At 63.3% G+C, this 19,973-nt stretch carries 22 protein-coding genes; 15 read left to right on the top strand and 7 right to left on the bottom strand.

What is annotated here, in order from left to right; translation table 11 throughout:
• Positions 1-2: 2 nt before the first annotated feature.
• Positions 3-1,652 carry a cytochrome-c oxidase, cbb3-type subunit I gene (ccoN, locus tag ASD04_RS12060; RefSeq protein ID WP_082531174.1) on the bottom strand — a complete coding sequence of 550 codons (1,650 nt, stop codon included), beginning with the start codon at positions 1,650-1,652 and terminating at the stop codon, positions 3-5.
• A gap of 262 nt (positions 1,653-1,914) precedes the next feature.
• Between ccoN and ASD04_RS12065 the strand changes: the two genes are divergently transcribed.
• Genes ASD04_RS12065 through ASD04_RS12080 form a run of 4 tightly spaced genes read left to right on the top strand, consistent with a single transcriptional unit; the run spans position 1,915 to position 4,393 of the window.
• On the top strand, positions 1,915-2,166 hold the full coding sequence (locus ASD04_RS12065) for a DUF2249 domain-containing protein (protein WP_082531175.1): 252 nt from the start codon (positions 1,915-1,917) through the stop codon (positions 2,164-2,166).
• Positions 2,167-2,223: 57 nt separating this feature from the next.
• Positions 2,224-3,582 carry a hypothetical protein gene (locus ASD04_RS12070; RefSeq protein ID WP_056257591.1) on the top strand — a complete coding sequence of 453 codons (1,359 nt, stop codon included), beginning with the start codon at positions 2,224-2,226 and terminating at the stop codon, positions 3,580-3,582.
• Complete coding sequence (locus ASD04_RS12075; RefSeq protein WP_056257106.1) at positions 3,579-4,088, top strand: DUF2249 domain-containing protein; 510 nt, start codon at positions 3,579-3,581, stop codon at positions 4,086-4,088. Before ASD04_RS12070 ends, ASD04_RS12075 begins: the two co-directional genes overlap by 4 nt.
• On the top strand, positions 4,085-4,393 hold the full coding sequence (locus ASD04_RS12080) for a metal-sulfur cluster assembly factor (RefSeq protein WP_056257109.1): 309 nt from the start codon (positions 4,085-4,087) through the stop codon (positions 4,391-4,393). Before ASD04_RS12075 ends, ASD04_RS12080 begins: the two co-directional genes overlap by 4 nt.
• On the opposite strand, the gene ASD04_RS12085 is transcribed toward ASD04_RS12080, so the two are convergent.
• The 4 genes from ASD04_RS12085 to nirK all read right to left on the bottom strand — a co-directional run bounded on the left by ASD04_RS12085 (position 4,394) and on the right by nirK (position 8,600).
• On the bottom strand, positions 4,394-5,608 hold the full coding sequence (locus ASD04_RS12085; RefSeq protein ID WP_056257113.1) for an NnrS family protein: 1,215 nt from the start codon (positions 5,606-5,608) through the stop codon (positions 4,394-4,396).
• Between the two features lie 86 nt (positions 5,609-5,694).
• Positions 5,695-6,351, bottom strand: coding sequence for a Crp/Fnr family transcriptional regulator (locus ASD04_RS12090; protein ID WP_056257115.1), 657 nt, complete (start codon positions 6,349-6,351; stop codon positions 5,695-5,697).
• Positions 6,352-6,510: 159 nt separating this feature from the next.
• Positions 6,511-7,401, bottom strand: coding sequence for an SUMF1/EgtB/PvdO family nonheme iron enzyme (locus tag ASD04_RS12095; protein ID WP_056257118.1), 891 nt, complete (start codon positions 7,399-7,401; stop codon positions 6,511-6,513).
• A 68-nt stretch (positions 7,402-7,469) separates the two neighbouring features.
• Positions 7,470-8,600, bottom strand: coding sequence for a copper-containing nitrite reductase (nirK, locus tag ASD04_RS12100; protein ID WP_056257121.1), 1,131 nt, complete (start codon positions 8,598-8,600; stop codon positions 7,470-7,472).
• Positions 8,601-8,876: 276 nt separating this feature from the next.
• On the opposite strand from nirK, the gene ASD04_RS12105 reads away from it, so the two are divergent.
• Positions 8,877-9,269: a pseudoazurin gene (locus ASD04_RS12105; RefSeq protein ID WP_244488313.1), complete on the top strand. Its 393-nt coding sequence runs from the start codon at positions 8,877-8,879 to the stop codon at positions 9,267-9,269.
• 111 nt (positions 9,270-9,380) lie between these two features.
• Positions 9,381-10,940, top strand: a complete 1,560-nt coding sequence (locus tag ASD04_RS12110) for a PAS domain S-box protein (RefSeq protein ID WP_056257127.1) — start codon at positions 9,381-9,383, stop codon at positions 10,938-10,940.
• Here the strand turns inward: ASD04_RS12110 and ASD04_RS12115 are convergent.
• Positions 10,915-11,640, bottom strand: a complete 726-nt coding sequence (locus tag ASD04_RS12115) for a response regulator (RefSeq protein ID WP_056257129.1) — start codon at positions 11,638-11,640, stop codon at positions 10,915-10,917. The two genes, ASD04_RS12110 and ASD04_RS12115, sit on opposite strands and share 26 nt — an antisense overlap.
• A gap of 155 nt (positions 11,641-11,795) precedes the next feature.
• On the opposite strand from ASD04_RS12115, the gene ASD04_RS12120 reads away from it, so the two are divergent.
• From ASD04_RS12120 to ASD04_RS12150, 6 genes are all read left to right on the top strand, one after another.
• On the top strand, positions 11,796-12,431 hold the full coding sequence (locus ASD04_RS12120; RefSeq protein ID WP_056257131.1) for a helix-turn-helix domain-containing protein: 636 nt from the start codon (positions 11,796-11,798) through the stop codon (positions 12,429-12,431).
• A gap of 17 nt (positions 12,432-12,448) precedes the next feature.
• Entirely contained in the window at positions 12,449-12,733 is a 285-nt protein-coding gene (locus ASD04_RS12125) for a hypothetical protein (RefSeq protein ID WP_056257133.1), read from the top strand.
• A 112-nt stretch (positions 12,734-12,845) separates the two neighbouring features.
• Entirely contained in the window at positions 12,846-13,337 is a 492-nt protein-coding gene (locus ASD04_RS12130) for a hypothetical protein (RefSeq protein WP_056257136.1), read from the top strand.
• 258 nt (positions 13,338-13,595) lie between these two features.
• Entirely contained in the window at positions 13,596-15,053 is a 1,458-nt protein-coding gene (locus ASD04_RS12135) for a PAS domain-containing sensor histidine kinase (protein WP_056257138.1), read from the top strand.
• Positions 15,050-15,676 (top strand): response regulator FixJ, encoded by a 627-nt coding sequence (gene fixJ / locus ASD04_RS12140; protein ID WP_056257141.1) that lies wholly within the window; start codon positions 15,050-15,052, stop codon positions 15,674-15,676. The genes ASD04_RS12135 and fixJ overlap by 4 nt, the downstream gene beginning before the upstream one ends.
• 530 nt (positions 15,677-16,206) lie before the next feature.
• Complete coding sequence (locus ASD04_RS12150; RefSeq protein ID WP_082531204.1) at positions 16,207-16,866, top strand: helix-turn-helix domain-containing protein; 660 nt, start codon at positions 16,207-16,209, stop codon at positions 16,864-16,866.
• Positions 16,867-16,924: 58 nt separating this feature from the next.
• On the opposite strand, the gene ASD04_RS12155 is transcribed toward ASD04_RS12150, so the two are convergent.
• On the bottom strand, positions 16,925-17,260 hold the full coding sequence (locus ASD04_RS12155; RefSeq protein WP_056257146.1) for a DUF4342 domain-containing protein: 336 nt from the start codon (positions 17,258-17,260) through the stop codon (positions 16,925-16,927).
• A 172-nt stretch (positions 17,261-17,432) separates the two neighbouring features.
• On the opposite strand from ASD04_RS12155, the gene ASD04_RS12160 reads away from it, so the two are divergent.
• The 3 genes from ASD04_RS12160 (at position 17,433) to ASD04_RS12170 (ending at position 19,960) form a co-directional block, all read left to right on the top strand.
• Positions 17,433-18,611 (top strand): hypothetical protein, encoded by a 1,179-nt coding sequence (locus ASD04_RS12160; RefSeq protein WP_056257148.1) that lies wholly within the window; start codon positions 17,433-17,435, stop codon positions 18,609-18,611.
• Positions 18,612-18,613: 2 nt separating this feature from the next.
• Positions 18,614-19,465, top strand: coding sequence for a universal stress protein (locus ASD04_RS12165; RefSeq protein WP_056257150.1), 852 nt, complete (start codon positions 18,614-18,616; stop codon positions 19,463-19,465).
• Between the two features lie 114 nt (positions 19,466-19,579).
• The gene (locus tag ASD04_RS12170; protein ID WP_056257154.1) at positions 19,580-19,960 is read left to right on the top strand and encodes a hypothetical protein; all 381 of its coding nucleotides are present in this window, start codon (positions 19,580-19,582) and stop codon (positions 19,958-19,960) included.
• Positions 19,961-19,973: the final 13 nt, after the last annotated feature.

Consider the following 19,973-nt stretch of genomic DNA (forward strand, 5'->3'; position numbering starts at 1 on the left):
ATCTATTCTCCGGCTTGCAAAGCGGGCTTGGCGGGAATGTCGAGCCCGGCATCTTCTGGTGCCGGTGCCGGTGCCGGCATGCGGATGGTCATCACGACATTGTAGAGGGCGGTCAGGGCACCGAGCAGGAACAGCAGGCCCCCGAAGGCGCGGGCAATGTAATAGGGGTGCATGGCCACGAGGCTATCGATGAACGAGTAGGTCAGGCCCCCGCTCTCGGTATAGGTGCGCCACATCAGGCCCTGGATGACGCCCGAATTCCACATGGCGAAGACGTAGATGACAGTGCCTGACAGGGCGAGCCAGAAGTGGACCTCGACCAGCTTCTGCGAATAGATGCGCTCGCGCTTGAACATGGACGGCACGATGGAATAGAGCGAGCCGAAGGTGATCATGGCAACCCAGCCCAGCGCCCCGGCATGCACGTGGCCGATGGTCCAGTCGGTATAGTGGCTCAGCGAATTCACGGCGCGGATGGCCATGAACGAGCCCTCGAACGTGGTAATGCCGTAAAAGATCGCTGCCAGGGCCATGAAGCGCAGCACGGCGTCGTCGCGCACCTTGTGCCAGGCGCCGTTCAGCGTGAGCAGGGCATTGCCCGCCGAAGCCCAGCTGGGCACCAGCAGCACGACCGAGAAGGCCATGCCCAGCGTCTGCACCCAATGGGGCAGAGCGGTGTAATGCAGGTGGTGCGAACCGGCCCACATATACATGAAGGTGATGCCCCAGAAGCTGATGATCGACATCCGGTAGGAGAAGATCGGCCGGCCGGCGCGCTTGGGCAGGTAGTAATACATCATGCCCAGGAAGCCTGCGGTGAGGAAGAAGGCCACCGCGTTGTGGCCGTACCACCATTGGGTCATGGCATCCTGCACGCCCGAGAAGAGCGAGTAGGATTTGGCGCTGCCCAGCGACACCGGCACGGCCAGGTTGTTGACGATATGCAGGATCGCCACGACCAGGATGAAGGCCATGTAGTACCAGTTGGCCACATAGATATGCGGCTCCTTCCGGCGGGCGAGGGTCCGCATATAGATGGCGAAATAGACCACCCAGACCACGACCAGCCAGATATCGGCATACCATTCGGGCTCGGCATATTCCTTGGACTGGGTCAGGCCCATCAGGTACCCGCTAGCGGCGATGACGCAGAAGAGGTTGTAGCCCAGCAGCACGAACCATGGGCTGATCTGGTCGGGCAGGCGCGCACGGGTGGTGCGCTGCAGCACATGGAAGGATGTGGCGATCAGCGCATTGCCGCCAAAGCCGAAGATGACGCCTGACGTATGGACGGGGCGCAGGCGCCCGAAGCTCAGCCACGGCACGTCGAAAGTCATGTCCGGCCAGGCCAGCAAGGCGGCGACCCAGAAGCCGACGCCCATGCCCACAACGGCCCAGAGCAGAGTGAGGATCAGGCCGACGCGGGTGGGCGCGTCGTAATATTCGTGGAGCCGCTCGGCGCCGGGCTCGGGCGCATCCCGGCCGCGCATGACGGCGATGAAGCCGGCCAGCCCTGCCGCCAGCACGATCCAGCCATGGATGCCCAGCAGGTCATTGCGCCCGCCAATGGCCATGGCCAGCCCGATCAGCCCCAGCGCCCCCAAGATCAGCATGGCCCAAAGCCGCTCGGCCCGTGTCAGATCTGCAATCATGTTTCTGCCCTGCCTCAACTGCAGGCGCGAAGCCCGCTTTGTGCCCGAGGCGTAGCGAAAAAACCGCCCTGGTCTTTGATCCAGGACAAAGATCGCGACTTATCGCGCCCGCATGTGCAAGCCGCGCCGCCATGCTGCGGTGGTTTTGTTTGTCCGGCGACAAAGTGGCGCGGGCCCGATGGCGCTAAGGCATGGTTCAGCCCGGGTTCTGGCCGCTGCCCGGCGCTCCTCCTGTCCGCGGCCGAACGGAGTAGTGACCGATATGTCCGAAACCGAGGCTTTCCCCTCCTTCATTGATGTCCGCATCGTGCCGCCCGGCCAGCGCCATCCCCGCATCTTCGCCATGGCCCATGCCCTCGAGATCGGGGAATCCTTCACCATCATCAACGACCACGACCCCAAGCCGCTGCATTACCAGTTGCAGGCCGAATATCCGGGCCAGTTCTCCTGGACCTATCTCGAAAGCGGTCCGGAAGTCTGGCGCGTGGAACTGGGGCGCCAGGCTGCCGCCTGACGCATGCGGAGCAGGCGCGGCCCGGCCGCGCCGCTCCCCTTGCTGGAGATCACCGCCATGCCCGGAGCAAGCCTTTCCCGTTGGACCCTCACCTATTTCGCCTGCGCCCTCCTCTGTCTGGTCGCGGCAGAAGGATTGATGGCCATGGGCTTCGGCTATCCGGGCGCGGCCATTGAAGCGCCGGAAACGCTGATCCTGGTGCATCTGGTTGCTATCGGCTGGCTGAGCCTGTTGCTCTGTGGGGCGCTGTTCCAATTCGTCCCCGTACTGGTGGCGCGGCCGCTCCTGGGCGAGGCGCTGCCGCCAGTGGCGCTGGTTTTCATCATTCTGGGCCTCACCGCGCTGCTGTCCGGTTTTGCCGGCATGGGTAGCCTTTTCGACATCCCCGCCAGCGTCATGCCGCTGGGTGGGCTCCTGCTCATTATCGGCTTCGGGCTCGTCATTGTCTCGCTGGGCCGTACCCTCTGGGCTGCGCGTCCGCTGGCCATGCCGGCCCGTTTCGTCGTGGTGGGGCTGGCGGCGCTGGCCGCCACCGCGCTGTTCGGAGAAAGTTTCGCGCTCATCCTGTCCGGTCTGGTCGGGGGTGAGGCGGCCCTGTCGCTGCTGCTCAATGGCGTGCCGCTCCATGCTTTGCTGGGCTTGGGCGGGTGGATGAGTTTTACGGCCATGGGCGTCAGCTACCGGCTGCTGGCCATGTTCATGCTGGCGCCGGAAACCGAGCGTTTTTCGACCAGCGTGGTACTGGCCACCGGCACGCTGACCCTGGCGCTGGTGGCCGCGGGCACGCCCTTTGCCATGGCGGCCGGGGCGGGCGTCGGGGGCATGCTGCTGGCCGCGGCGGTGATCGGCCTCTGTGCATTCGGCGTTTATGGCAGCGACATGCTGGCGCTCTACCGGCAGCGCAAAAGGCGCAATATCGAGCTCAATGCAATCGCCGCCATCGGTGCGTTTGGCGCGCTGCTTGCCGCCTGCTTGCTCCTGGTTTTCCTGCTGCTCTCAGGCAGCTTGCCCGCACATGTCGGGGCGCTGACCTATCTTTTCGCTTTCGGCTGGCTCGGGGGGCTGGGTCTGGCCAAGCTCTACAAGATTGTCGCCTTTCTCACCTGGCTGGAATGTTTCGCGCCGGTGCTGGGCAAAAGGCAGACGCCGCGGGTGCAGGATCTGGTCGATGAGCGCCATGCCGCGCCGTGGTTCGGGGTCTATTACCTGGCCGTGGGCCTGGGCACGCTGACGCTGCTGGTGGACCTGCCGCTGGCCTTCCGGCTCTGTGCCTTCAGCCAGCTTGTCGCCACCCTGGCGATCATCCGCCATCTCTATCGCTCGCGCGAATTGCTCAATGTGCCGCCCGACCTGCGGCGCGGCTTCGTGCGGCCGCATCCCTTTTGGCCTCAACCCGTCGCGAGGAAACTGCCATGAATGATCTCGAACTCGACGTCCGCCCCATCCTGCGCCATGGCGGGGAGCCGTTCGGCGCCATTATGGGCGCGGTGAACCGGCTGGCCAAGGGACAGCGGCTCAAGCTCTATGCCACGTTCAAGCCCGAGCCCCTGTTCCATGTCATGGCCAGCCAGGGCTTTTCCAACGAGGCCAGCCCGCTCGAGGATGGCGAATGGATGGTGATCTTCACGCCTGTCGATGGCGAGCGGGGTGCCGTGGTCGAATCCAGCCCGGACTCGCCCGAGACCTGGCCAGATCCGGCGCAGTATCTCGATTGCACCGAACTCGATCCGCCCGAGCCCATGGTGCGCATCCTGGCGCAGCTCGAAACCATGCCGCAGGGCGAGGTGCTGTTCGCGCTACTGGGCCGCGAGCCGATCTTCCTGTTCCCCGAACTCAGGAGCCGCGGCCATGCCTGGGCCGGTGATTTCGACGAGACCGGCGCGGCCTATCGGCTGATGATCCGCTCGGGAGGGCAGAAGTGAGCGCGGACAAGGTCGACGAGATCCGCCAGGCGCTCAAGGCGGTGATCGATCCCGAGCTGGGGCAGAATGTCGTCGACCTGGGCCTGATCTATGAGATCGAGGTGATCGACGATTGCGTGGTCCGCATCAGCATGACCACGACGACGCGCGGTTGCCCGGCCACCGGCTACCTGAAGCAGGCGGTGCAGGACGTGGCCTGGGCGGTGCCGGGCGTGGAGTTTGCCGATGTCGAGCTCACCTATGATCCGCCGTGGTCGCCCAGCTTCATCGCGCCGGAAATCGCGGGCCTGCTCGGCGCGCGCTAGTCATTCCGGCCGGTCGCGGCGCGTCCGCACCAGCACGGGGCCATATTCGGCCACATAGAGCGCAAAGGCGACGATCCAGCACAGGCCGGTGGCCGAGAGCAGCTCGGTGGAATAATCCGGCCAGACGCTGGCCAGGGGGCGCAGCAGGGCGGTAAGGATCAGCGCGGCATAGCTGATGGCGGTGACGCGCGAGGCGGCGAGCGGCAGGCCGGTATGGCCCCGGGTCGCCCGGCTCATGATGGCCAGGGTCATGACGCCGATGGCGCCCACGGTAAAGACATGGAGCGAGGCCACCGGTTCAGTCCAGCCCATCTGCGCGGCGGCGATGGCGAGAAACCCCAGGGGCACGAAGGCATAACCGAGATGCAGCACCAGGACGAGTTTTTCGTCCCAGCTCTGCCAGCCGCGCCAGCGCCACAGGCGCGCCAGATGCAAAAGGCCGGCCAGGAGACAGGCCAAAGCCGTCCAGATCGTGCCGGGCAGGGCGACCCAGAGCGCCAGTGCCGCCAGTCCTGTGAGCAAGGCCACGGTGTCGAAGCGGTTATAGGGGATGGGCAGGTCGATGACGTGGCGCTTGACCAGCCAGTTCCGCGTGAAGCTGGGAACGACGCGCCCGCCCATAATGGAAACCAGCATGACGAAAGCGCCGACCCCCAGCCGATTGGCAAGACCCGCATCACCGCCCAGGGCGATGAGTAGGTGAAAGCCGATATTGGCAATGGCGAGAGCAAGGATGCCGCCGAGGATCTTGAGGTCCTTCCACTTGCGGCCGGCGACGATTTCGCGGGCGCAGGTGGCCAGCAGCAGCGGCAGGAAGGCGGCATCGATCAGGATGGATGGGACGAGGCCCAAAAGGTCCGGCGCGAGCAGCGCCAGCCGCCCGGCACACCAGACGGCGAAGAGCGCGATCAGCGGCGTACCCGAAACCGGCAGGCGCCCTGTCCAGTTGGGTACGGCGGTCAGCAGGAATCCGGCCAGTGCGGCCGAGCTATAGCCGAACAGCATTTCATGGGCATGCCAGTTCGGCCCGCCATAGCTGCCGCCGATCTCCCAGCCAGCGGCCAGCGCGCCGATCCACAGGGCCATGGCGGCAATTGCCCAGAGCCCTGCCGCAAGGAAGAATGGTCGGAAGCCATAGGAAAAGATCACCGGGCCGCTGCGGGCGATGCCGCGCGGCACGGGGGTCCGCTTGGCGGCGGGGGCAATCTGGTTCATGGCGGCTCCGGCGAACAGGGTGGCTCAGCGGGCGCTTTATACCGGGCTTTGGCCAGCGTCTTTGTTCTGGCGCAAGGATGGGACGCCTAGCTCTCGCCCTCGGCCAGAGTGGCAAGCCCCGCCGCGTCACGCACCAGCAGTTTCTGCCGCCCGCCTTCCACCAGCCCCTTGGCCTCCCAGGCGCTTAGAATGCGCGAGACCGTGTGGAGCGTGGTGCCGGTCATTTCGGCGATGTCCTGCCGGGAGATGGGGAAGTCGATGCGGATACCCCCGCCTTCCTTGCGGCCGGCCTGGTCGATCAGGCGCAGCACGGCATGGGCCACGCGGCGCTCGACCTCCTCGGTGGCCATTTCGCGGATGCGGGTATGGGCCTCCTGCAGGCGCTGGCCGATGGTCTGCATGGCGTTGACCGCCAGGTGCGGATTCTGCTCGACGAAAAGGCCCCAGACTTCGGTGGGCCAGCACAGGACGAGGCTTTCGGCCGCCGCGCTGGGCGTGCCCGGATAGTCTTCCCGCATCAGCGCCTTGGCAAAGCCGAAAATGTCGCCGGGATGGACCACGCGCACGATGATCTGCTGGCCGTCGGAAGTGACCTGGGTCACCTTGAGCCTACCATGCAGCAGCAGGAAGAACTGGGTCGCCTTCTGCCCCTGCTCGAACACGGCTTCGCCAATCGGCACGCGGCGCAAGGTGGCGCGGGCGAGCAGCCGGTCGAGATCGGCGTCACTGAGCTTCTCGAACATCGGCAAGGCGCGCACGAGGCTGCGGTCAATTGCTGCCAAGATCGGGGTCCTATCGTATTGACGGCCTTGCCATACACGATAGTCCCTGTCGCCGGTATTCGGCAATCGGCCGCAGTCCCGCAGGGTTTCCCGCAAAGTGGGTACGGTTCTGACCAGGTTCTAGCGACCGATCAGGGCCAGCACCGGTTCATACCAGGCCTGCTGCCGCACCAGGCGGAAGCCCAGATTGTCCGGCGGGATGCCGACCGAGCAGCCGCCGCTCTTGGCGTCACGGATGAAAAAGCTCATGGGCGTGCGATGCTGGCCGTCGAGCACCTTGATGGTGCAGGCGGGGACCTCGCTCAGCACGGCGCCGTCGGCATCGACATGCACGCGGCGGTGGCAGGTCTGCGTCCATTCCCACACATTGCCGCCCATATCGGCAATGCCGTTTTCGTTGACGCCGAAGCCGCCCAAAGCGAGCGGCACCCGACCTGCATCGCTCTCGCGGGCGGCTTCCTTTTCGTAATTGGCCAGCCAGCGTTCGGCGGGGTTGGTATTGTCGTCATCGAGCCCCAGGGCGTCATCGGCAAAGCCCCTGCCGGCGGCGAAGGCCCATTGCCGGTCGGTGGGCAGGGCCCAGTCCTGGCCGGTGTTTGCCGAGAGCCATGTGGCATAGGTGGTGGCATCGTCATAGTTCACGCCGGTCACTGGCACATTGCCGACCCCGATATTGCGCGGCTCGGCCGGGGCGCAGGCGCCATCGGCCACGCAGGCGGCATAGTCGGCGGCGCTCACCTGGTATTTCATGATGACCAGCGGCGCATCCAGCCGTGCCGTGACCATGGGCGCGTCGATGGGATTGCCGTTGCGCAGGAAGTGGCCCTCGGCGCGGTAGGTGAAGTCTGCCGGGGCCAGCGTCACGGTTTCGGGCCCGCTGGCGGCGGGGGCCGGGATGAGGCCGGGCAGGTCGAGCTGGGCGCCGACCAGCAGCGCGCCTGCAACCAGCAGGATGGCCGGCAGGGCGACCGAATTGCGCAATGTGTCGATGGGATGGGCGAGGGCGGTCATGTCAGGTGGTCTCCGCGGGGGAGGGGCATGGCGCCACCTGGCGCCATGCCGTCAGTCGTCAGCCGGGATCAGATCGGGCTGGGGGCCAGCACGCCGGTCATCAGGTCGTCGTTCCACTCGCCGGTCACCTTGAAGTGGGCGGCGGCGCCCAGCTCGAAGGCCTCGATCAGGTTGTGGTTGACATAGGCGTAGACGCCCGGCTGCAGGAATGTGTAGAGCGCCGCGCCCGCCGCACCGCCGGGGATGAACCAGGTTTCCTGGTCCACATCGGGCACGTTGTGGAACTTGCCGGTCTGCCACACATAGTCGCCATGGCCGCCGATCAGGTGGGGCCGCGTGTCGCGGTTGGCCTGCGAATGGACGATCAGCACGCGTTCGCCCACGGCGGCCGTCATGGCATTCTCGCCGGTCAGCGCCCCTACCCTGCCGTTGAACACGACATGGCTCGGGACCAGCTTGCGCATCACGTCGAGCGCATCGGCATATCCGTCGCCGATGCTCTCATAGGCGATATAGTTGCCGTCGGCGTCCTTGGGGACGTAGAAATCCTGCTCGCCCACATAATAGACCCGGTCATAGGGCAGGGCATTGCCCCTGCCGTCGGTCAGGCCTTCGCGCGGCAGCACCATGATGGCGCCATTCATGCCCGAAGTGACGTGCCAGGGGACCATGCCCTCGGGCGCGCAGTGATAGACGAAGACGCCGGCCCTGGTGGCCTTGAAGCGCAAAACCGCTTTTTCACCCGGATTGACGATGGTCAGGCCCGCGCCGCCCAGGGCGCCGGTTGCCGAGTGGAAGTCGATATTGTGCTGCATCATGTTGGTGTCGGGATTGACCAGGGTCAGCTCGACATAGTCGCCCTCATGCACCACCATCAGCGGGCCGGGAACCGAGCCGTTGAAGGTCATGGCCCACAGGGTCGTGCCGTCATTATCCACTTCATGCAGCTTTTCCTCGATCGTCAGCGTGAACTCGACGATCCTGGGGCCGCCGGTCGCCACCTGCTCATGGGCATGGACGAAAGGCGGGGGAACCAGCTCGACCTTTACGCGCTCCAGCGTGCTCAGGTCGACGGCAGCGGCCGTGGCAGCGGCTTCCTGTGCGGCAGCCGGTAATATTGCCGATAACTGTACTGCGGCACCAATTGCTGTGGCACCAGCAAGCAACGCGCGGCGCGAAAGTCCCTGACGATTTGCCATTTTATTATCCTGTTCTTGGGCACGAACGTCTCTTTGCCCGTATGATCAGCAATATTGCAGCTTTCGTCCATTTTCTTTGATCTGAAGCAAATAATCAGTCGATTTTCGTCGGGCCGAAAATTCGAACAAGTTTGACACGTATCAAAGATGCGGCGTTGCCCCGGGCATAGAGGAGAGCCGAAACGGGCCCGCGAATGGACCCGCATTGAAGGAGTACCAATCATGCGCAACGCCCTCACCCCCCTCGTCGCGGCCATCGCCTTTGCGGGCCTGGCCATGGCCCCTGCCCTCGCCGCCGACTATGAAGTCCACATGCTCAACAAGGGCGCTGCCGGCGCAATGGTGTTCGAGCCTGCCTATGTGCAGGTGCAGCCGGGCGATACGGTCACCTTCATCCCCACCGACAAGGGGCATAATGTCGAGACCATCAAGGACATGCTCCCAGAGGGTGTCGAGCCCTTCAAGAGCAAGGTCAACGAGACCTATACGGTCACCTTCGATGTTCCCGGCGTTTATGGCGTCAAATGCACGCCGCATTTCGCCATGGGCATGGTCGGGATGATCTTTGTCGGTGACGAGAATGCCAATCTGGATGCCGTCAAGGCGGTGAAAGTGCCCAAGAAGGTGGGCGAACGCTTCGACGAAATCTACGCCGCCCTGGGGCTCTGAGACCTCAACGCTCACGCCCCGTCCCCCGCAGGTGCACCTGCGGGGGTTTTTGTTGTGCCGGCCGCCCCGCCTCGCTACGATTCATCGACGATCCAGAGTGGCGAGCCCAACGTGTCCGATACAGAAGAACTCAATTCCTCCCTGCTCGGCCAGGCCCGCAAGCTGCAGGCCATACTGGAATCGGCGGTCGATGCCATCATTACCATCGATGGCTCGGCCACCATCACCACGGTCAATCCAGCCGCCGCGCGCCTGTTCGGCTACGAGCAGCACGAATTCCTGGGGCGCAACGTGCATTTCCTCATGCCCGAACCCTATCACTCCGAGCATGACGGCTATATCCGCAACTACCGCACCACCGGCCGCCGCAAGATCATCGGCATAGGCCGCGAAGTGACCGGCCGGCGGCGCGACGGCACCTTGTTCCCCATGCATCTGGCCGTGAGCGAGTTCGAAATGGATGGGCGGGTGCATTTCACCGGCATCATCCATGATCTCTCCGCCCACAAGGCCACCGAAATGGCCCTGCGCCAGGCGCAGAAAATGGAGGCAATGGGCCAGCTGACCGGCGGCATCGCCCATGATTTCAACAACCTGCTCACGGTCATCATCGGCAATCTCGAAATGCTCGAGGGCAAACTGACCACGCCCCTGCAGCGCGAATTGACCACCGAGGCGCTGGAAGCGGCCGACCTTGGCGCGCGTCTCACCGCGCGGCTGCTCGCCTTTGCCCGGCGCTCCCATCTTGAGCCGGAAAGCGTCAATCTCAACAATTTCGTGGTCGGCCTCACCGATATGCTCCACCGCACATTGGGGGCGACCATCTATCTCTCCAATGCACTGACGCCCAATCTCTGGTCGGCGCGAGTCGACCCGTCCCAGGTGGAAAGCGCCATCGTCAATCTGGCTGTCAATGCGCGCGACGCCATGCCCGACGGCGGACGCCTGCTCATCGAAACCGGCAATGCTGCCATCGACGCCGACATGTCTGCCATGCTGGATGGCATGCCGCCCGGCGACTATGTGCGCCTCTCCGTATCCGATACCGGTACCGGCATGCCGTTGTCGGTGCGCGAGCGCGCCTTCGAGCCCTTTTTCACCACCAAGGAACAAGGCAAGGGCACCGGGCTGGGCCTGTCCATGATCTATGGCTTTGCCAAGCAATCGGGGGGCCTGGCCACGATAGAAAGCACCGAAGCCAAGGGCACCACCGTCACCATCTACCTGCCGCGGCACCGCGTCGAACCGGTGCGCCTGCATGGCGCCGACGATCTCGCCGCCATGCAGGGCGGCGGCCAGGTGATCCTGGCCGTCGAGGATGACGAGCGCGTGCGCAAGCTCACTGTCACCCGGCTCTCGCAACTGGGCTATACTGTGTTGGCGGCAGCCAGCGGTGCCGACGCGCTGGAAATGCTCAAGAGCAATGCGGTTGACCTGCTGTTCACCGATGTTGTCATGCCGGGTGGCATGTCCGGCTATGAGCTGCGCCAGCAGGTGCGCAGCCTCTATCCGCAGATGCCCGTACTGCTCACCTCGGGCTATGCCGAGGAACTGGCGGGCAACCAGGTCAAGCCCGATGCCGATCTCAAGATCCTGCGCAAGCCCTATCGCATGGCCGACCTGGCTTCGGCCATCGACGATGCGCTCAAGGCGAGAGGGTCTTCGGCGTGAAGCTGTAGCCGGCGCCGCGCACGGTCTTGAGCAGGCGCGGCTGGTTGCTGTCGGGCTCGACCAGCTTGCGCAACCGGGCGATCTGGTTGTCGATGCTGCGGTCATTCGGGGCCCAGTCATGCCCCTTGAGCAGGTCCATGATCTGGTCACGGCTCAGCACACGATGCGGATGCCGTGCAAAGAGCGCCAGCAGGTCGAATTCGCCGCCGGTGATGCGGATGTCCCCATCCGGGCCGCTCAACTCGCGCCGGTCAAGATCGAGCACGAAGCCATCGAAACGGATCTGCGCACCGTTTGATGCGGCGGGCGCAGCGGCCGGCTGACTGCGCGGCCCGGCACGGCGCAGCACCGAGCGGACGCGTGCCAGCACCTCCCGCAGGTGGAAGGGCTTGGCGATATAATCGTCGGCGCCGATCTCGAGTCCGACGATCCGGTCGATCATGTCGCCCTTGCCGGTGATCATGATGATGGGCAGGTCCCAGCTCTGTCGCACCGTGCGCGCAATGGTAAGCCCGTCCGTGCTGCCCAGGTTGAGGTCAAGCGTGATGAGGTCGATGCCATTGCCCAGCGCGGCGGTCACCCCGGCCTGGTCCGTGGCCTCGGACACGCGATAGCCCTCGTCCTCAAAACAGCGCCGCAGCATGCGCCGCACCTGGTCATCGTCATCAACGACCAGAATGTGATGTTGCGCCTCCGCCATCCGCCGTCCCGTTACAAAGCGTTACAATTCAGTACGAAGCGCCCGCACGGCGCTTACATTGCGGTGCCTATATGGCCACAACGACGACAGGACGTTGAGGGTCCGGGGCAGATATCATGCAGCTTTCCACTATCGCATTGGCAGTTGAGACTCAAATGCCCGCCATGGGCGCTATCGGCTCGGGAGGCGTGCGGCTGCTCTCCGCCTATGACCCCCTGTTCCGGGAAGGCGACGAAGCCACCGGATTCTACGAAATCCTCAGCGGCGCCGTCCGCGCCTACAAGATTTTTCCCGATGGCCGGCGGCAGATCGTGGCCTTCGCCTTTGCCGGCGACATTGTCGGCTTCGGCCATGGCGAAACCTATCGCTTCGATTGCGATGCGCTGACCACGACGCGCGTGCGGGCCATTCCGAAATCCTCGCTGCTGCGTGCCATGCGCGAGCGTCCCGAACTGGGTGAGAAACTGCTCGAAGTGGCCGGTGGAGAAGTCGCCAACATGCAGGACCTTTCCATCCTGCTCTGCCGCAAGACCGCCATCGAGCGCATTGCCAGCTTCCTGCTCACCATGGCCGGCAAGAGCGCCGGCCCACTTGTGGGTCGGCAATTGCCGCTGCCCATGTGCCGGGCCGATATCGCCGACTATCTCGGCCTCACCATCGAAACGGTCAGCCGCAACATGACGCGGCTCAAGGCGATGCGGGTCATCGACCTGCCCAATCGGGGCAGCTTTGCCGTGCGCGACATCGATCGCCTGCGCCTTCTGGCGCAGTGCGAAGGCAACATGCACTGAGGACGGGAGGCAAGACCTTGGATCGTAATCGGCGGCGCGTCGCCATTGGCGTCTTTGCCACACTCGGCGACGCCGAAAGCGTGGTCGTGCGGCTCACGGCACTCGGCATCACCCATTTCGAACGCTTGCCGGTTTCCGCCGACCAGGCTGCGACCGCCCCTTCCAACACCATCGCCCTGCGGGTTTACCTGCAAACGCCGGACGAAGAGCAGCTCGTCGCACGCGCCCTTCTCGAGAGCAACGCCCAAAGCGTGCAGTTGCACGACGTCGACTCGCTGCACGGCCTGGAGCATCGACAATGAAGGGTGTGCAGCATAGCACGCAGAGTTCGGCCGCCAAATGGCAGCCTATGAACCTTGAGCCATATCAAATTGGCCGCCGCCGGTACTGCTAGCGTGATTGCCGGAGGCAATCATGAACGTGACAATCGTCTACGACAGCATCTTCGGAAATACTGCCAGCATTGCAAAGGCCGTGGCGGGCGGGCTCCAAGGCGGCAACCAAATCAGGCTGGCCACGGTGCATGAAGCTGGTGAACTCGATCTGTCCAATACGGATCTTTTGATCATCGGGTCGCCAACACGCGGCTTCCAGCCCACTCCACAGATTCAAGAATACCTTACTGGGCTGAGGAACTTCCCCAGCAGCATGGCCGCGGCCGTTTTTGACACGCGCCTCGACCTCGAGACGGTCCAACCGGCGCCACTGAGATGGGTGATCGATGTGGGTGGCTATGCGGCCGACCGGATGGCTGCCGCCCTGACGCATCAGCACATCGAATTGCGCGGCACTCCGGCGGCTTTTCTGGTCACCGGTAATGAAGGCCCCCTCAAAACTGGCGAGTTGGAGCGAGCCGCCAAATGGGCTGGGGACCTATCACGCAACGCCGAAGAGGCCCTCAAATGAAGGCCAAAGATCATGTCCCGGCACGTCGTTGCCCTGAGCGCCGGCAGCAGCGTTGCGCCTGCTGCGCAGGTCATGATCGATAACAGGATCAGTGAGGTCGGCTTCCCTGTTGGCCCCAGCGACTTGGCGAAGGCCTGGCGCTGTTGATATGCCTGCTTGCCTAGGATGGTTAATCGCCATTAGGTTGCTCTCGTATCCACAAATTTGGTGCCGTCAGTACCTGAACTGACCACTGGGGGTGGGTCGGCGGGTGGCCACATGATTTCGCTGCGGGGACGGTGGACTGCATACGCCCTCTCGGGGGCCTTGATCCTCACTGCCTTCCTGGTCCGGTTTGGCATCCACGATGCCCTGCCGAACTCGGCCATTGGCCTGCTGTTCACGCCCGCCATACTGGTCGGCGCAATTGTGGGTGGCTTGGTGCCAGGGCTTGTGAGTACAGCGCTGTCGGCGCCATTGATCGCCTACTTCGCATACGGACGCGACGATGCGACGACCATCGTCAGCAATATCGTCTTGTTCGTCATCGTCGGCAGCACGATTGCGTGGGTGGGAGGCTCGTTAAGGCGCGCTCAAACCAAGGCTGAAGAAAGTGCCCGCGTGCTGCACCGCCGCGAAGCTCATCTGCAGTCGATCCTCGACACGGTCCCCGACGCGACCATCGTCATCGAAACGGACGGTACGATCGTCTCATTCAATGCCGCCGCGGTAAGGCAATTCGGGTATCGCCCGGAGGAGGTGGTTGGCAGGAACGTGAGCATGCTGATGCCGGGCCCCTATCGAGAACAGCATGACGGCTACCTCGCACGTTATCTACGCACCGGCGAGAAACGCATCATCGGGGTCGACCGGGTGGTCGTGGGCCGGCGGAAGGACGCATCGACCTTCCCCATGAAGCTCGCTGTCGGCGAAATGCGGTCCGGCGGTGTCACATACTTCACGGGATTCATCCGTGACTTGACCGAGCAGGAGGAAAGCCAGGCGAGGCTCAACGAAGCACAAAGCGAGCTGGCCCGCCTGTCGCGGCTCAATGAGCTCGGAGAGATGGCCTCGACTCTGGCGCATGAGCTCAATCAACCGCTATCGGCAGTCGCCAACTATGTGCAGGGCTGCATCCGCATGCTCGACAAAATCGACTCGGAACCAGCGGGCCGAATGCGCAGTGCATTGTCCGAGGCGGCCAAGCAGGCGCTAAGGGCCGGGGAAATCATTCGCCATCTCCGGGAGTTCATTACCCGGGGCGATAACGAGCGTCACCCCGAGGACGTCAAACAACTGATCGAAGAGGCTGGCGCCCTGGCCCTTGTGGGATCCCGCGAGCGCGGCATTCGAACGGTGTTCGACTATGGCGAAGGTTTGGAGCCGGTATTGGCCGACCGGGTTCAAATCCAGCAGGTGCTGATCAATCTGATGCGAAATGCGATGGAAGCCATGCGCGATAGTTCGGCCAAGGACTTGACGGTGAGCGCCAGGCCGGCCGGACCGGATCTGATGATGGTGGAGGTTTCCGATACCGGACCGGGAGTCTCGGAAGACGTAGCTCCCCAACTCTTCCAGCCGTTCGTCACCAGCAAGCCCTCCGGCATGGGCATCGGTCTGTCGATCTCGAAGCGGATCATCGAAGCGCACGGTGGAACCATCATTGCCAGCCGAAACAATTCGGGCGGGGCAACATTCCAGTTCACGCTCCCCACAATTGACGAGGGCCCAGGATGAGCGGGGTAGAAGTCGTAGTCCACATCGTCGACGACGAGGAAGCCGTCCGGAATTCGATAGCTTTCCTGCTGACAAGTGCTGGCTTTGCCGTGCGCACGCATCAGAGCGCGACCGACTTCATGCGCGAGGCGAGCAGCATCCGTACGGGCTGTCTCGTCACCGACCTTCGCATGCCCGACATGACGGGCGTTGAACTGTTGAGGCGGTTGCGCGACGCAGGCACCCTTCTGCCCGCAATCGTCATTACCGGCCATGGGGACGTGCAAATGGCCGTCGAGGCCATGAAGAGTGGCGCACTCGACTTCATCGAGAAACCCTTCAGCGATGAAGTGCTCATCGAATCCATCCGCAGGGCTGTCAACACTGCGCAGATCAAACATGGAAACGAGGCCACCATCGAAGCAACGCGTCAGCGGCTGGGCACGCTGAGCGAACGCGAGATGCAGGTCCTCAATGGCGTCGTCTCGGGAGAGCCCAACAAGACGATTGCCTTCGACCTCGGCATCAGCCCGCGTACGGTGGAGGTCTACCGTGCAGGGCTGATGTCCAAGATGCAGGCAAAGAATCTTGCGGAACTGGTCCGAATGATTCTGAGCATCGAGTCTTACAAAGGTGATGACTAAGTGGGTCCCATTTTTGATCTAGGACAATCCGCCAAGCCATAAGCGAGCTACGAGACCAAGACGCGATCAGTATCGCGGGGGGGAATCTTGCTCCATGCCTGGTGGCCGCCTGCTCATTATAGCGCCTGACGGCGATCTGCGGAGCTCGCTGGTATTCTTGCTGGAAGCCGCAGGATATGTGGTGACTTCCCGACCCGACATCAGCAGCTATCCCAAGTCGGAGACCTTCGACTGCACAGTCCTGGACCACCAGGCGATCCCGCGGCCTGACCTTGTGATCGAGCTCAAGCCCAAATTGGGGCCAATCATCCTGCTCGCTGGCGGTTCATCGCCATGGCTCGAAAGTCTTGTCTTTCGCGTGGTACGTAAACCCCTTCTCGGAGAGCCACTGATCGCTGCCGTCGAGGCGGCACTTCGGTCGGTGCGGAGTGGCGGTAGGGGCACTAAGTAACTCCCCTAGGAGTCGTACCGGAATATTCCCGTCAGAAGAATTCGGTCAGGTTCTGTCCATCAAAACCGAGGACATGGCCATGCAGATCCAGTCGCTACATCCCTCTTCTTCGCATGTGTCCGCACCCGCGACCCACTCCGACCCCGTGGTTCGATCGCTGCTGGCGAATGCCCGCCCCTGCGCGGTGTCCTTTTACAAACCGAACGAGGCCATCTATGCGCACGGCGATACCAGCGGACCACTCTATCTGGTGGAGTTCGGAACCGTACGGGTTTGCCGCTTGACGGCTGATGGCCGTCGGCAGATCAGCACGTTCCATTTTGCCGGCGAAGTCTTCGGTTTCGAGCCTGGCGGGGAGCATCTGAACTATGCGGAAAGCGTTGACAGCACCGGTATCCGGCTCCTTCGACCCAATTCCGACGCAGGACTTGGCGAAAGCGCTCTGACGATTGCTCTGCGGACGATGGCCCGCATCCAGGACCATTTGCTGCTCCTGGGACGAATGAACGCAGCCGAGAAGATGGCAGTGTTCATTATCGACCTGCATGATCGACAGGATGCGGATCGCTTCATCGACCTGTCCATGCAGCGCAGCGACATCGCAGACTATCTCGGCCTCACCTTCGAAACAGTGTCGCGCGTGCTGAAAGCATTCAAGGACGCAAAGCTGATCCGTCTCCCCATGCTGAGTCAGATCGAGGTCCTCGATTGGACGGGGCTTCGCTGCCTCGCGGAGTAGTTGAGTTCACGGGAGTACTGCCGACCGACCGCGGTAGCGACATAGCGCCCCCCCTGCATCAGTCGCCGCCCAAGGGGGGTCCACCACTTTCTGGCCCAATGTCATCGTCCGATGGCGGCGTCACTCTCACAATCACAATCTTCGCTTTGGCTACCAGGCTGGCTATCGCGCCGATGACCGCCAGCCACGGTGCTGCGATCACCATGACGCCCCCTACGATGGCACCGGCTGTCAGCGGCACGGACAGGTAGACATCTCCTGATTCCGATCGAATTTGAAGCTGACGCACGTTGCCCTCAGCGAGCAAGCGCGTGACCTGCTCAACCAGTTGATGCCCGGTGACCTCGATCTCCTCGGTGAACGTCTTCCAGGTCGTCTTGGGGTCTTCGGTCATTGCTCGTCTCCTGATGACAAGTCCCCAGCATACCGCTCCGGGGCGACCCGAGTTTGACTTACATCAACTCCCCGACGGCCTCTCGTCTCGGGCACTCCGACCGATTGATACGGATCAATATGTCGCTTGGCCGAGGTGCCATGAATGCCTCCCACACAATGGAGGACTGAAAATGATGAAGACGCTCCTGCCAGCTCTCGCAGTCGGCCTTCTGGCAGCCTCGTGCCCAATTGCCTGGGCCGACGAAGCCAAACTCGCCTTCGGCGGCGACCAGTTTGCCGCCGGTCAGGTCACTTCGATTGCGACGCCCGTTCAGCACGATGCCTTCGCGATCGGAAACGATGTGACTCTGTCTGGGGCCGTTTCCGGTGATGCGCACCTGGCAGGCTACGACGTCGATGTGGACGCCGATGTTTCCGGCGATGTTTATGCCGCTGGTTTTTCGGTGAGCGTCACCGGTGCGGTAGGGAGCGATCTCACCGCCGCTGCCAACACCATCACCGTCAAGGAGACTGCTCCCGTCTCAGGCAACGCCCGGCTTGCAGGCGCGACCGTCACTTTGGGCGCTCCCGTTGCCGGTTCGGCCCTGGTAACAGCGCAAACGTTCACCTTGGACGCAGTGGTGTCCGGTGACTTCAGTTTTTATGGCGAGAACCTTGTCTTTGGACCTGGCGCACGTGTCGACGGGACGGTTGAAATCCGGGCGCCCAAGGAGGTCGCTGTGCCTGGCACCGTCGCCTCCGCCGATCGCGTCCGGTTCGAACTGCTGGATTCACCCGACTATGTCTCGGAGGCTGGCAAGACGGCTGGTAGTGTTTTTGGCCGCTTCTGGCCGGTGTTCTGGACCGTAGCAGCCTGGTGGCTGGTGCTGGTGCTGGTTGGCGCGGGCCTGATCGCTCTCCTCCCCAAGTCGGTCGGGGCATTGCAGGCTGCCGCTGAAAGGCGCCCTTTCCGCAACCTTGGTCTGGGGCTTCTCGCCTTCGCAGCCGTTCTAGGTCTCGTCCCTGTCATGGCCATGACGTTCGTTGGCATTCTCCTGCTGCCATTCGTCGTGATCTTCGCCGTCGTCGCCTGCAGCCTGGCCTTTGTCGGGGGCGCATTCCTCATTGGGGTCCGGATCGCCAGTGCCTTTATCGGCGTCGACACCAATCTGAAGCGCCTGGGTGTGCTTGCGATCTCACTAGTCGCGGCTGCGTTGCTGGGGACAATCCCCTTCCTGGGTTGGCTCATCACGCTGCTCATCCTGATCTTTGGCTTTGGTGCGGCGACTGTCGCCGTCATTGGTCACTGGGCGGCGCGTGATGCACGGCGTCTGGGCGGCCCCATCGGCGCCGTGGTCACGGGAGAATAGCGATGAGCACGAACGTCCTGCTGCCGATTGCAACCTATCCGGATCCCACATCCAAAGTCGGCCTTGGAAACGCTCTCAGTCTTTCGCTCAGACTGGGGGCCAAGGTGACAGCCGTTGCGCAGGAGGTGGATATTGCCCCCATCAGCAGCACGCTCGGAGAAGCATTGCTCGGGCTGTCGAGAATGTCGGCCGAGGCCGAGGCGCACAGCCGCCAGCGCGCAGTGGAGACCGACCGGTGGATTCGAGACCGCGCGCAAGGCCTCGGCATCGAGGTAGATGTCAGCACAGTGCGGTGCCGACCCGAAGCATTCGGTGAGGGGCTGCTCCCATACGCGCGTTCCCATGATCTGACTATCGTGGTGCAGGACGGTGGCGATCCGCAGCGGCAAGCCGACAACGAGACGCTCATTTTCGGTTCCGGGGGCCCGGTCATTCTCGTCCCGCTGGCAGCGGCCGTCCCGGTTGCCGAAAGGCGTGCTGTCCCCCTCAACATCGTCGTGGCCTGGGACGGGGGCCGAGCCGCTTCCCGCGCACTGCGCGACGCCCTGCCCATTCTGCCGCTGGCCGATCTGGTTTCGATCGTGACGATTGGCGACGACAAAAACATCCACCCTCTGAGCATTGGCGGAATACAGGCATTGCTCGACCACCATGGCATAAGAAACCGACACCTGCACAGGGAACGCGGAAGCTCTCCGATCGGTGACGCCCTGCAGGCGGTTGCAGTTGCCGAGGAGGCCGACCTGCTGGTGATGGGCGCCTACGGTCGGACCCGATTGCAGGAATTCATCCTTGGCGGCGCGACCCGCACGGTCACGCACGCGCCCAGGTTGCCGATCCTTTTGTCTCACTAGAGCAGGCGTCCGTTTGCCTTTCGCCCGCTGCGACTTGCGCCAGATCAAAACAAGCGCCCGGTTGCGGCCTATGGTTCGAACCATGCCCACCCACCCTGCTCGAGGAGCCTTCACGTGCACTACTACTGTGTCTGGATCGACCACAACGAAGCCAAAATCTTCGGCATCACCACCCACGATGCCGAAAAGCACGTCGTCGTCGATGGGGGACCGAAGCATCACATCCACCGGAAGGCCGATCACGTGAGGATCGGCACCGATCCCATGAGCCACGATTTCCTGGACGAGGTGGCGCAAGCGCTTGGGCAGGCCAAGGCCATCATGATCGTCGGCCCCGGCAGAGCGAGGACCGAACTGGCCGGCCACCTGAACGATCGCTTTCCCGCGATCGCCAAGCGCATCTGGGCCCTCGAGCCGATGGACCACCCCAGCGAAGCCGAACTGGTTGCAGCCGCGCGAAAGTACTTTCGCGCGGCTGCTCGTATGCATTCGTAGGTGGGAAGAGGTC

The sequence above is a fragment of the Devosia sp. Root436 genome, assembly GCF_001426345.1.
Lineage (GTDB): Bacteria > Pseudomonadota > Alphaproteobacteria > Rhizobiales > Devosiaceae > Devosia.